The 12,745-nt window shown below is 69.7% G+C and carries 12 protein-coding genes; 8 read left to right on the forward strand and 4 right to left on the reverse strand.

Annotation, left to right across the window (positions count from 1 at the left end):
- The first annotated feature begins 175 nt into the window (after nt 1-175).
- The 8 genes from OG584_RS18765 (at nt 176) to OG584_RS18800 (ending at nt 6,386) form a co-directional block, all read left to right on the forward strand.
- Nucleotides 176-865, forward strand: a complete 690-nt coding sequence (locus OG584_RS18765) for a hypothetical protein (RefSeq protein ID WP_405779287.1) — start codon at nt 176-178, stop codon at nt 863-865.
- Nucleotides 862-1,809 (forward strand): hypothetical protein, encoded by a 948-nt coding sequence (locus tag OG584_RS18770; protein WP_405779289.1) that lies wholly within the window; start codon nt 862-864, stop codon nt 1,807-1,809. The genes OG584_RS18765 and OG584_RS18770 overlap by 4 nt, the downstream gene beginning before the upstream one ends.
- A complete protein-coding gene (locus OG584_RS18775) occupies nt 1,806-2,666 on the forward strand; it encodes a hypothetical protein (protein ID WP_405779291.1) in 861 nt (286 codons plus the stop codon). Before OG584_RS18770 ends, OG584_RS18775 begins: the two co-directional genes overlap by 4 nt.
- A 385-nt stretch (nt 2,667-3,051) precedes the next feature.
- On the forward strand, nt 3,052-3,615 hold the full coding sequence (locus OG584_RS18780; RefSeq protein WP_405779293.1) for an FABP family protein: 564 nt from the start codon (nt 3,052-3,054) through the stop codon (nt 3,613-3,615).
- A 20-nt stretch (nt 3,616-3,635) separates the two neighbouring features.
- Nucleotides 3,636-4,088, forward strand: coding sequence for a Fur family transcriptional regulator (locus OG584_RS18785; RefSeq protein ID WP_405779295.1), 453 nt, complete (start codon nt 3,636-3,638; stop codon nt 4,086-4,088).
- A gap of 10 nt (nt 4,089-4,098) precedes the next feature.
- Nucleotides 4,099-5,064, forward strand: a complete 966-nt coding sequence (locus OG584_RS18790; RefSeq protein ID WP_405779297.1) for a YgfZ/GcvT domain-containing protein — start codon at nt 4,099-4,101, stop codon at nt 5,062-5,064.
- Nucleotides 5,065-5,218: 154 nt separating this feature from the next.
- The gene (locus OG584_RS18795) at nt 5,219-5,965 is read left to right on the forward strand and encodes a S1 family peptidase (RefSeq protein ID WP_405779299.1); all 747 of its coding nucleotides are present in this window, start codon (nt 5,219-5,221) and stop codon (nt 5,963-5,965) included.
- A 94-nt stretch (nt 5,966-6,059) separates the two neighbouring features.
- The gene (locus OG584_RS18800) at nt 6,060-6,386 is read left to right on the forward strand and encodes an SCO0607 family lipoprotein (protein WP_405779300.1); all 327 of its coding nucleotides are present in this window, start codon (nt 6,060-6,062) and stop codon (nt 6,384-6,386) included.
- Between the two features lie 65 nt (nt 6,387-6,451).
- Here OG584_RS18800 and OG584_RS18805 read toward each other — a convergent pair whose 3' ends face one another.
- From OG584_RS18805 to OG584_RS18820, 4 genes are read right to left on the reverse strand one after another with little or no spacing between them, the layout of a single operon-like run.
- Complete coding sequence (locus tag OG584_RS18805) at nt 6,452-7,396, reverse strand: formylglycine-generating enzyme family protein (RefSeq protein WP_405779302.1); 945 nt, start codon at nt 7,394-7,396, stop codon at nt 6,452-6,454.
- 53 nt (nt 7,397-7,449) lie between these two features.
- Complete coding sequence (locus tag OG584_RS18810) at nt 7,450-9,786, reverse strand: arylsulfatase (protein WP_405779304.1); 2,337 nt, start codon at nt 9,784-9,786, stop codon at nt 7,450-7,452.
- 29 nt (nt 9,787-9,815) lie between these two features.
- Complete coding sequence (locus OG584_RS18815) at nt 9,816-11,342, reverse strand: amidase (protein WP_405779306.1); 1,527 nt, start codon at nt 11,340-11,342, stop codon at nt 9,816-9,818.
- 32 nt (nt 11,343-11,374) lie between these two features.
- Nucleotides 11,375-12,733, reverse strand: coding sequence for an MFS transporter (locus tag OG584_RS18820; RefSeq protein ID WP_405779308.1), 1,359 nt, complete (start codon nt 12,731-12,733; stop codon nt 11,375-11,377).
- Between the last annotated feature and the right edge of the window lie 12 nt (nt 12,734-12,745).

Genomic DNA, 12,745 nt, shown 5'->3' on the forward strand with positions numbered 1-12,745 from the left:
GGGGGGACCCCTTTTGGAAGCGCGACACAGCGTTCCTGAACATCAGGAACAGCATCAGGAACAGCATCAGGAACAGCATCAGGAACAGCAGCCTGGGGGACCGGCACCGCAGGGCGCGCAGGATGCGCAGGACCACGGGAGAGAGCCGCGCCGCCGCGGCCGGACCACGCTCATCGTGGCCGCCGCGGCCTTCCTGGGCATCGTCGGTGGCGCCGCGGTCGGCTTCACGATCCAGGCAGGCCGGCCCCCGACCCCGCTCCCCGCTCTGGCACAGCAGGGGCTGACGTACCCGGCCGAGCCGCTCGCCAAGGGCACGGGCCGCGGCCCGCTGGCAGCAAAGGACGATCGCAGGGTCATCACGGACGGCGATCTGCGCAAGCAGCTCGTGCCCGGACCGCCGGGGGCGAACATCGCGGGTCTGCCGATCGACAGCAGGAATGTGGCGCCCCGCAGCGGCTGGCTCACAGCGAGCCAGTACGCGCAGGAGTACGTGAACGTCGCCGGAGAATTCACCGAACTGACGCAGGACGACGTCCGCCGGATCGCCGCCGGCGACTGGTCACAGGGCCAGGACCGGACGGTCAGTGTGCGTCTTGTGCAGTTCCGCGCCGGGTCCGGTCTCGCTGCCCAGGGGACGGTCGCCGAGCAGCTGCAGTATCTGACCGGCGACGGCGGTCGCAGCGGCCCGGTCAAGGGCAGCGGCAACGCCACGTACGTCCTCCTCCCGCCGGACGGCTCCGGTTATGAGGCCATGGCACTGGGCTGGCGTGGCGATGTGATGTTCGAGATCAGCGTCTTCGACTCGCGGCCGATCAGTGAGAAGGACATCAGGACCTTGGCCGAGCGGCAGTTGGAGCGCCTGTGAACGACGAACCGAGCGTGGACGTGAACGACGAACCGGACGATGACGTGAACGGCGCACGGGCAGCGCAGGGCGCCGGGCAGGACGGCAACCGGGTCACTGGACGGGAAGGCAGCCAGGACGGCAGCCAGGTCCGTGCGCAGGGCGGTACGGAATCCGGCGCGCAGGGCGCGGAGCGGGGCGGCGGCCGGCCTCCGCGAACGGCCTCGCGGGCGCTCCGGATCGCGGCCTTCGTGCTCCCGGCCGTACTCGTGCTCGGCGCCGGCGGGGGTGGCATCGCGTACATCTCGGCCACCGTCGGCGACGCCTCCACGAAGGTCCCGACCAGGCTCTGGGGGCAGCACGCGCAGCCCTCGGGCAAGAAGACGGTGAGCCGGCCGGGCGAGGGGCGCCACGACACCGCACTCAGCAAGCTGCTGCTGCCCGCCACCAGCCCGTACCGGCTCGGCCCGGACATCGGCTCGTACGGCAACGACGCCGAACTGACCGCCAAGCAGGCCGAGGCCGTGATCAAGGAGGGCGGCAAGGGCCTGTCAGGCACCAGGCGCAGCGAGTGGAACCAGCGGGTGGAGAAGTGGGGCGTGCAGGGTGAGGCCATGCGCTCGTACGCCGCCGACGACAACGGACTGGTGGTCCAGTTCCAGCTCGCCAAGGCCACGGACACGAAGACGATCCGTGATCAGTTCACCTCCCGCACGGCGCTGCTGAAACTGGCTGGAGGCCGGCCGGGACCGGGGATCGACGGCCACCGTTCCAGTGCGGCGTGCTTCCTGCTCCCCAGGGCGCAGAGGTCCACGGTCGACGCCATGTCCTGTATCGCACACGAAGGGGATGTGCTGGTCACGGTCAGTGCCTCATTCACCGCTACGGCGTCCCACAAGGACGCCGCCGCCGCGCTCGTGGGCCGTCAGCTCGACTACATCAAATCCCCTGGAGATCTCGTATGACGGCGCCTCTGACGACCGGCGTCCCGGCCGGAGTCCCGTCGGACGCCGCGGTGGCGGACGTTCCGGCGGGCGGACAGCTCCATGACGAACGCAAGCCGCTGAAGGACCGCCGGGCGCTGCGCGCGGTGGCCCGCTGGGCGCTGGCCGCCGCGGTCTGCGGCGGGCTCGGGGCGGCGACCGCGTGCGGGATCACCGCGATGCACCGCACCGATGTCCCCGGTCTGGCGACCTCGGACGACGGGCGCTGGGACTTCGCCGCACTGAAGCTGCCCGCGCTGCCCTCCGGGGCGCCACGGCCCTTCGACGAGGGCAACGCCGGGCAGATCCACTCCGCGGACGCCCGTGATCTGCTGCTGCCCGCCCCGGCCGGTGCGAAGGCCGATCCGAAGCTGTCGGGGGGCTGGGTGCCGGACAGCCGGTACGTGTCCGAGTACGGAACCGAAAGCCGGGCCGACATCGCCATGGCGCTGCGCGACTACGACGTACGGCATGTCGCCGCACGCGGCTGGACGATGCCGGACGGGACGTCCACCCGCATCTACCTGCTGACCTTCGAGTCGGCCGCCTTCGCCCAGGCGTTCAAGGACAACGCGGGCAGCACCGGGATCGACACGGGGCAGTCCCTGGTGGAGGCGGACACGTCGGAGCTCGACGAGAGCTGGGACAGCAGGGGCGCTCCGAAGGACGTGTCGATGAATGTGTTCGCGGAGACGCGGCCGTACGGCGCCACACAGGCCAGGACAGCCTCCGTGGTCGCCGGGGACACCTTCGCGTTCCTCATCGAGACCCGGAAGGGCGGGGCTCCGGCGGTGCCGTTCCACCAGACGCTCGTCCTGCAGAGCCAGCTCCTCGGCTGACAGCGGCACAGGGGGCAGCGGCACAAGCAGCGGCACAGGGGGCAGCGGCACAGGGGCAGCGGCACGACGGCGGCGGCCCAGGGACCGCCGCCGTCGTGCGGCCTGCCGCCGCGTACCTCGCAGAGAGGGCCGGGCCTCCACCCATTAGGCTGGGACCCGGCCCTTCCTGCTTTTCACGTCCACGCGGCCGCCGCCGTCCGTGCAGTCGCTCATACAAGGAGCACCCCGTGCTTGACGCCATCTTCATCGCTCTGCTGGTCCTGGTCTGCGTCGGCGTGGTCGCCTTCACCGGTCTCTCCGTGAAGAAGCTCTACCAGGGCCAGCGCTGACGCGCGGCAGCGGCAGCCGGTAGCCCGAACCCCTCTCACAGATCGACTGAGTCCTCATGATCGAGATCCCTTCGGACCTGCATCCGAGCCTCGTCCCCCTGGTCTTCCTCCTCGGCAACTGGACGGGAGCCGGCGTCGCCGACTTCCCCGGCGAGGAGAAGTGCAACTTCGGCCAGGAAGTCACCTTCAGCCACGACGGCCGGGACTTCCTCGAGTACGTCTCGCACTCCTGGGTGCTGGACTCCGACGGCGAGAAGGTCAGGCCGCTGGAGTCCGAGTCCGGTTACTGGCGCGTCGACGAGCACCGCAAGGTCGAGGTCGTGATGGTCCGCGACCAGGGCGTCGTCGAGATCTGGTACGGCGAGCTCGCCGACCAGAAGCCGCAGATCGACCTGGTGACCGACGCGGTCGCGCGGACCGCGGCCTCCGGGCCCTACAGCGGCGGGAAGCGGCTCTACGGCTATGTGAACAGTGACCTCATGTGGGTGGGCGAGAAGGCCACCCCGGAGGTCGAGCTGCGGCCCTACATGTCCGCGCATCTGAAGAAGACCGTCGACCCCAGCGAGTGGGCGAAGGATCTGAAGGACCTTCCTGACGACGGAATCGCCTTCTTCAAGTAATCCGCTCCTAGACTGGGGGCGTGGTGACCACCGACTGGCAGAGCGACCTCCGCAGCCGCGGATACCGGCTGACCCCGCAGCGCCAGCTCGTCCTGGAGGCTGTGGACGCGCTGGAGCACGCGACGCCCGACGAAATCCTCACCGAGGTGCGGAAGACGGCGGGCGGCGTGAACATCTCCACGGTCTACCGGACCCTGGAGCTGCTGGAGGAGCTGGGCCTGGTGAGCCATGCCCATCTCGGGCACGGCGCCCCCACGTACCACCTCGCCGACCGGCACCACCACATCCACCTGGTCTGCCGCGACTGCACCGAGGTCATAGAGGCCGATGTGAGCGTGGCGGCCGAATTCACGGCGAAGCTCCGTGAATCCTTCGGCTTCGAGACCGACATGAAGCACTTCGCCATCTTCGGGCGGTGCGCGAAGTGTGCGGGTGAGGGTGACGGGTCCCGGGCTTCCGGCGGCCGGTCGTAGGCTTGCGGACATGAAGAGTCCGCTGTTGTCACTGCCCGGTGCCGTTTCCGCCGAAGGCCGGGACGAAGGTGTCGCCGCCCACTACGGAGACCTGTTCCGCGAGCAACGCGCGCTGGCGGACGGCGTGGGTCTCGTGGACCTCTCCCACCGCGGAGTCGTCACGGTCACCGGCCCCGACCGGCTGAGCTGGCTGCACCTGCTGCTCACCCAGCACGTCAGCGAACTGCCGCAGGGCGTGGCCACCGAGGCGCTGATCCTCTCGGCCAACGGCCACATCGAGCACGCCCTCTACCTCGTCGACGACGGCGAAACGGTGTGGGCCCACGTCGAGCCGGGCACGCAGCAGGAGCTGATCGCGTACCTGGAGAGCATGAAGTTCTACTACCGTGCCGAGATCGCCGACCGCAGCGAGGACATCGCGGTAGTCCACCTGCCGGCCGGTTCGATCGCCGATGTGCCGGACGGCGTGGTCGTGCGCGAGACGCCGTACGGCCGTGATCTCTTCCTTCCCCGGGAGCGGCTGGAGGCGTACGCGGCCGGGCACGGTCCGGCCGCCGGGCTGCTCGCGTACGAGGCGCTGCGGATCGAGGCGCACCGGCCGCGGCTGGGCCTGGAGACCGACCACCGGACCATCCCGCACGAGCTGGGGCTGATCGGCACCGCGGTCCACCTGGAGAAGGGCTGCTACCGGGGGCAGGAGACGGTCGCCCGTGTCCACAACCTGGGGAAGCCGCCGCGGCGGCTGGTCTTCCTGCACCTGGACGGCAGCGAGGTGCTGCTGCCGGGGCCCGGTACGCCGGTCCGGCTCGCGTCGGACGGCGCGGAGGGCCGCCAACTCGGCTTCGTCACCTCGTCGGCCCGCCACCACGAGCTGGGGCCGATCGCACTGGCACTGGTGAAGCGCAATGTGCCGGTGGACGCGGAGCTGCTGGCGGGGGACACGGCGGCCGCCCAGGAAGTGGTCGTCCAGCCTTAGGGGTCCATGAGGGGCCGGGTGACCGGCGCAGTGGCCGCGGCGCATCGCGACGGATCGTGCCGGTCAGGGGTAGGAGCCGTCCGGTTCGGACATGGATGGGGCGAGGCCCACGTCGCAGGAGTCCGCGGGCCCGCCCGAGTGGGGGAGCCTTCGGATGGCGCGCCGTGTACGTGTTCTGCTGCTGACCGTTCCGCTGCTCCTGGCGGCCGTGCTGGCGCCGGCCGTACCGGCGTCGGCCGTCATCGGCGGGTCGGTGAGCAGATACGGGCCGTGGGCGGTGCGCATGCTGGTCGACGGCAAGCAGGAGTGCACCGGGACCGCGGTCGCACCGCAGTGGATCATCAGCGCCTCGCACTGCTTCTTCGAGCAGGCGCAGCCGGTCGCCGACTCGCGGATCACCTTCCGGGTCGGCAGCCTCGACGAACGGAAGGGCAGCACGGTGCACCCGGTGCGCGGCAGCCGGGTGGGCAACCCGAAGGCCGACATGATGCTGATCGAGGTCCCGCCGATGAAGGTCAGGGTGGCGCGGCTCGCCACTGCCGGGGCCCGGCCCGGCCGGCTGGTGCGGCAGTACGGCTGGGGCGCCACCTGTCCGGGGGACGAGAACACCTGCCAGTCGCCTGTGCTCAAACAGTCGGACCTGCGTGTTCTGCCGTCGGACGACCCCGGGTGCGCCGGTCTTGCCACGCCGGGCGGCACGGACTTCTGCGCCAGGAAGGTGTCCGGGATCCCGGCCGGCGGTGACTCCGGCGGTCCGGTGATGACCATCGGCCCGTGCGGCAGTGAGTCCCTCATCGGCGTCTTCTTCGGCTCCGACCGGGCCGAGTTCGCGGGGGCCGGGGAGGTCTCCCAGCAGCTGAAGTGGATCCGTTCCGTCACCGCCGGGCACAGCGGGCACTGAGCCCGTGCGGACGGCGGTTTGAGTAGGTGTACTCAGGACCGGGTGATCGCGGTCGGGCAGGGTGGCTGCTACGTCGATTCACGAGGAGTGCACCATGCGCGCGTCCATTCGTCCCCGTACGGCATTGTCCGGCAACCGGCGCGGCCGCTCCGTGCGGGTTCTTGTGCTGACCGCCGCCGTGTCGATGGCCTTCGCCGTCACGGGCTGCTCGCAGGAGGACGCGATCTGCGGTGGTGGTGAGTATCCGGTCCTGAATGTCGGCTCCACCGGCAGCGCCTGCGCCACCAACGGCCACGAACCGCCGAAGGGCTACACCCGCTACCCGAAGGGCAAGGTGCCCGAGCATGTGGGCGACAAGTGGGACACCTACTGGCAGAGCCACACGGTCGACAGGAGCGGAAAGATCATCAAGGCCCGGTGAAGGGCAGCCGACGACTCGGGGGCAGCGCTGTCTCCCGCCCCGGCGCAGCTGAGCGGGCCCGCTGATCACAGGGCGTCGTTGGCGCAACGGAAGCCGAGGTTTCCGGAACCGGACTCGGGGGTGTTGCTGGAGCGGGCTGCCACGCGGTAGCGGTTGCAGTAGGAGTCGTGGCACAGGTAGGAGCCGCCGCGCATGACACGCGTGGTGCCGGTGTCGGGGCCCGGTGGGTCGGTCGCAGGGGACTGCGAGTAGTACGTGGGGGAGAACCGGTCCGCGCACCATTCCCAGGTGTTGCCGGCCATGTTCCACAGGCCGTGGCCGTTCGGCCGGTAGGACTTGACCGGGGCGGTGGTCAGGTAGCCGTCGTCGACGGTGTTGCGGACGGGGAAGTCGCCCTGCCAGATGTTGCAGGCCCACCGCCCGCCGGGGGTCAGTTCGTCGCCCCAGCCGAAGCGTCTGCCGACCAGGCCGCCGCGTGCGGCGTACTCCCACTCCGCTTCGGTGGCCAGCCGCTTGCCCGCCCAGGCGCAGTAGGCGGACGCATCGCGCCAGGACACGTGCACCACGGGGTGGTTCTGCCGGGCTCCGATGGTGGAGTCGCCTCCCTCCGGGCACCGCCAGGAGGCACCCCGGACCGTGAGCCACCACGGTGCACCGGCCGCCGCGCCGATCACATCGGGGCGGGAGGCCACCAGATGGAACACCGCTGAGGCGCCGAACTGCTGGGCGTCGGTGACGTATCCGGTGGCCTTGACGAACGTGGCGAACGCCGCGTTCGTCACCGCGGTGGCGTCGATGAAGTAGGGCGACAGCCGCACCGAGTGCACCGGTCGCTCGCCGTCGGCCGGATATCCCTCGCTGAAGCCGTCGCCCATCGCGAACTCATCGCCTTCGATGCGGACCTGCCCCCGTGTCGAGCGCGCACGCGTCCCGGCGCGAAGTGGCGGTACGCCCGGATCGGCCGTCGTCGGCCGGGAGACGGCGCAGCAGGGCGCCGGTGTCTGCGTCACGGCGGGCGTGCTTTCCCGGTGCGCTTGAGCCCTCCCGGTGCGCTCGGCGCTTGTCACTGGGTCCCCACTTCGATGTTCTGGACCACCCCCGGGGGAAGGGCCGGGCCGTCGCGGTCGGCGGTGATCCGCACCCATTCGATACGGCCGCTGAACCGGCCCCTCTCGGAGAGGTACTCGTCGGTCACCGGCGCTCCGAGATCGATCCCCACATCCGTGGTGTCCGACGTGGGGTTCCGGAACGGCACGGTGCGGTCGATTCTTCCCTCGGCCACCTGCATGCCGTCCACGATCAGGGAGCCGGTCCCGCCCCGGCCGAACCCGCCCCCGTCGTAGTCGAATGCGAAGACCAACTCGTGTCGCCCCGGCGTGAGCGCCTGGCCGGCGCGCACGTGGTAACGCTCGAATCCGAGCCAGTTGTGGCAGTACGTCGGCACCCCGGCCGACAGGAAGAGGGACCAGCCGCCGAATCGCCCTCCCTGGGAGATCACGACGCCGTCCGCACCGGCTTCGGGGACGACGAGCGACGCCCGGACCGAGTGCGACCTGTTCTTGATGTCGGGGACAGTGTTGTCATTCAACTGGCGCATTCCGGAGTGCAGTTCGATGGTGCCAAGCCCACTGTTGGGGACGGGCCGGCCCGCCAGCTCCGCGATGAAGCGTTCCACCCGCCGGTCGTCGAGAGGCAGTACGGAATTCTTCTCGGCCTCGGCCAGGAACAGGCGCTGCAACTGTTCGAGCCTCTCCGGGTATGCGTCGGCGACGTCGTGCGCCTGGCTCCAGTCGTCGGGAGAGTAGAGCTCCCAGCGGTCGTCCTGGAATCCGGTGTCGGGGGCGCGCTCCCACGGGGCCAGGTGTTTGGTGCAGGCCGACCATCCGTCGTGATAGATGCCGCGGTTGCCGAACATCTCGAAGTACTGGGTGGTGTGCCGTTCGTCCGCGTCGGGGTCGTCGAAGGTGTAGCACATGCTCACTCCGTCGATCCGCTGCTGTTCCGTGCCGTTGACGACCTCGGGAACGGGAAGGCCCACCGCCTCCAGGATGGTCGGGTAGATGTCGTTCACGTGGTGCCACTGATGGCGTGTCCCGCCCGCCGTGCGGATGCCGGCCGGCCAGTGCGCGACCAGGCCGACGCGTGTCCCTCCCCAGTGCGAGGCCACCTGCTTGAACCACTGGTACGGCGTGTTGGTCGCGTGGGCCCATCCGGTGGGGAAGTTGTTGTACGCGGTCGCGCTGCCGAACTCGTCCAGACGTTGCGCCATGTTCGCGGCAGGCTCGTGTACGCCGTTGAGGCCGGCGATCTCGTTGAAGGAGCCGTGAGTACCGCCGCCTCCGCTGGCTCCGTTGTCGCCCAGCAGATACAGGAATATCGTGTTCTCCAGCGTGCCCGATGCTTCGAGTGCGTCCACCACGCGGCCGACCTGGTGGTCGGTGTGTTCGGCGAAGGCAGCGTAGGTCTCCATCAGCCTTGCGGCCACGGCCTGTTCGTCGGCGTTCAGCTCGTCCCAGGCCGGGATGTCGTCGTGGCGCCGGGTCAGCACGCAGTCCTCGGGGACGACGCCGGCCGCCCGCTGCCGTTCCAGGATGGATTCGCGCTCGTGGTCCCAGCCCTGATCGAACCGGTTGCGGTACTTCTCGATCCACTCCTTGGGAGCGTGGTGGGGTGCGTGGGTCGCGCCGAAGGACAGGTACATGAAGAACGGTTTGTCGGGTGCCAGGGCATGCTGGGTGCCCATCCAGCTGATCGCCCGGTCGGTGATGTCGTCGCTCAGGTGGTAGTCCTCGGTGTCCGGCGGCTGGACCGGCTGCGTGCCGTCGAAGAGCAGAGGGTTCCAGTGGTTCATTTCGCCGCCGAGGAAGCCGTAGAACCGTTCGAACCCTTCTCCGGTCGGCCAGCGGTCGAACGGGCCGATGGGGCTGATCTCCCAGGGCGGTGTCTGGTGCATTTTTCCGAAGGCGCCGGTGGAGTATCCGTTGAGCCTCAGGACTTCGGCGACGGTCGCGGCCGACTGCGGTCGTACGGCGGTGTATCCGGGGGTCGACGTGGCCAGGTTCGTCACCGTTCCCATGTTCACCGCATGGTGATTGCGGCCGGTCATCAGTGCCGCACGGGTGGGCGAACACAGCGCTGTGGTGTGGAAGCGGGTGTACTTGAGGCCGCCGGAGGCGAGACGCTCCGCCGACGGCATCGCGCAGGGACCGCCGAACGCACTCGACGCGCCGAATCCCATGTCGTCGATCAGGACGACGACCACGTTCGGTGCGCCGGCCGGAGGGCGGAGCTGCGCGATCGGCGGATAGGAGGTGTCCCTGACGTCGAGCGTGGACGTCGTCCGCGGACGCGCTTCCGGGACGGGCAGGGTCCGGCGCCCGGTGTCGAAGTGGCGAGTCATGTGCACATCTCCTTGGTGAGCTGGTTCCGCTACTTCACGAGCCGCGGCGGTACGGCGTGTCCCCGGGGCGACTCGCGCTCCCACCGGTGTGCGAGTTGCAGCAGGTCGCGTTCGGCGCGGCTTCGCGCGAGTACCTGCACCCCCATCGGAAGCCCGTCCCGGCTGAATCCCGCCGGAAGGCTCACCGCGGGGACGCCGAGCAGTGTCGCGATGGTGGTGACCTCCATCCACCGGTGGTAGGAGGACATGGCCGTCCCGTTCACCGCCCTCGGCCAGTCCGTCCCGGTCTCGAACGGGAACACCTGCGCGGACGGCAGCACGAGGAAGTCGTAGGTCTCGAAGAGCGGCAGGAAGGCGTGGTACATCGAGGTCCGTTTGACCGAGGCGTCGAACAGGTCCCGTGCCCCGATGGGCGGTCGTCCGTCGACCCCGTTGATCAGCCCCTCGATCTCGTAGACGGCCTCGGGCTTGAGCGCGGCCCGGGTCACCGGATTCTGGTAGAGGGGGTGGAGCTGTGCGCCGGCCAGCCAGTGCCGGAAAGTCAGCCACAGGGGCCACAGATCACGGGTGCCGTCGAACCCAGGAGCCTTCGGAAGCCCGGGATGCGACTGGACCGTCATGCCGATCGACTCGAACACGCCGAGAGCCCTGGTGCACAGATCGAGCACCTCCGGTTCCATGGGGAGGTAGCCGTCGAGGTCGCCCAGCCATGCCACCCGTGCGCCGGTGAAGTCGCGCTCCGGACCGGGCGAGAGCGTGCCGGCCGGCTCGTCGAGCGAGAGCGGGGCGCGGGGGTCGTATCCGGACATCGTCTCCAGGAGCCGTGCGAGGTCGGTGGCGGTCCTGGCGAGGGGACCGGCGACTCCGCCGTGCTGGACGAAGACTTCCGAGCCCGCCGTGGGGACCCGGCCGAAGGATGGCCGCAGGCCGAGGACGTTGTTCCAGGCCGCCGGATTCCTCAGTGACCCCATGAAGTCGCTGCCGTCGGCCACCGGCAGCATGTGCAGCGCTACCGCCACGGCGGCGCCCCCGCTGCTGCCGCCCGCCGACCGTTCCGGGTGGTAGGCGTTGCGAGTCACACCGAACACATCGTTGTAGGTGTGTGAACCGAGCCCGAACTCGGGCACGTTGGTCTTTCCGATGAAGATCGCTCCCGCGGCGCGTATGCGGGCGATATGAAGGGAGTCGCTCCGCGCTGCCGGCAGGTCGTACGCGCCGCGGAAGAAGCCACGGGTCGTCTTGAACCCTGCTGCGTCGGCCGTGTCCTTGACGGCATGGGGGAAGCCGTGCATCCAGCCCATGTCGTGTCCCTGTGCCAGCAGCCGGTCCTTCTCCACGGCCTCCTGGAGCAGTTCCCTCCGCGGGCGAAGGCTGACGATGGCGTTGACCGCGGGGTTCACGGCCTCGATGTGGTCGAGGTAGGCGTTCATCACCTCCGCGCACGACACCCGCCGTTGGTGAATCGCATCCGACAGGTCGGCAGCCTGGAGCCGGACGATGTCGTTGAGCCGAGGCCCCGGGCTGTCCGGGCTGTCCGGCCTGTTCGCTGTCGCCATAGGTCTGTTCCTTCGTCGAGGTATGCGGACGGTCAATGTGCGGGACCGGTGACCGCGGCCGGTGCCGCGAGCTGTGCGTGCAGGCGGGCGCAGTCGCGCACGTAGGGCCGGTAGAGCAGTGAGATGAATGCGGCGTTGATGACCAGCACGACGACGAGGAACCAGAAGAACGTCTGCTTCAGCCCGATGCGGTCGCCGAGATATCCCGCCGAGAGGGTGAACACCACCCAGGCGATGGAGTCCATGACCGAGAGTTTCAGTGCAAAGGCCAGAGCACGGAGTTCCAGCGGGACAACGGCCATGATCATGGGGGTCTGCACGACCGGCGTGACTCCCTGGAGGCCGCCGAGGATCGAGAACAGTACGGCCACCGTCCCGAGCGCGTGCCACGGAAACTGGGTCGTGACGAACGCGACGGCCGCGAAGGCGACATGGGCCAGTTGGAACAGGGCGACCCGGCCACGGCGGGGGCAGCGCCGGTGGATCCGGTCGGCGAGGTACCCGCCGATGACCGTGCCCAGGAAGTAGCCGGCCCCGTAGGGCAGCATGGCCAGCGACGCCTGGGCATTGGTGAACCCGAGGACCTCCACCAGGAACACCACACCGAAGGCGACGAACAACAGCTGGGTGGAGAGCAGCCGCTGAAGGAGAAGCAGGACGAACGAGCGGATCCTGAGCAAACGGACGACATCGGCCCACCGGATCCCTCGCTCCGCTTCCCGGGCGGGCGTCACTGCGGCGCGGCCGTCGGACGCGCCCATGCCCGGGTCCCGGAAGAAGACCAGCACCGCGAGCCCGACCAGGACGCACAGGACTCCGCAGAGGGTGTATCCCCACCGCCATCCGTTGGCGAAGCGGGAGAGCTGGCCGAAGAGCGGTGCACTGGCAGCGGAGATCAGAGCGAGGGCGCCGTAGAGGTACCCCATGGCGCGCCCCCGGCGGTTGTCGCTGTACATGTCGCCGACCAACGCGGCGGCCAGCGGCGCGACTCCGGCGAACCCTGCCGCGGCCACCAGGTGCAGCACCAGCAGCTGAGCGAAGTTCTGCGCGGCGCCGGCGCCCGCGATGAACGCCCCTGCCCCGGCCGTGGACGCCGCGAGAACGAAGGTGCGGCTGGTGCGGCGTGCCGCGGCGACCCACAGCGGGCCGGTCGCCACGCCGATCAGCTTGGCCGCCGCGACCAGCCAGCTGAGTGCGGACAAGGACAGCCCCATGGCGGTCTGAACGGCGGGGAAGAGCACCGAGACCACGCTCGCCTCGGTGTTGTCCGTCGCGGAGGAGGCGGCCAGCAATGCCATGTTCCGGCGGCGGTGGGGGACCGCGGGAACGTCGGCACGCGGCGTGGATGCGCGGAGTCCGGATTCGGGAACGACACCCTTGGACAGGTCCACGGCCCGGATTCC

The organism is Streptomyces sp. NBC_00859, assembly GCF_045161865.1.
In the GTDB taxonomy this organism is placed as follows: Bacteria; Actinomycetota; Actinomycetes; order Streptomycetales; family Streptomycetaceae; genus Streptomyces.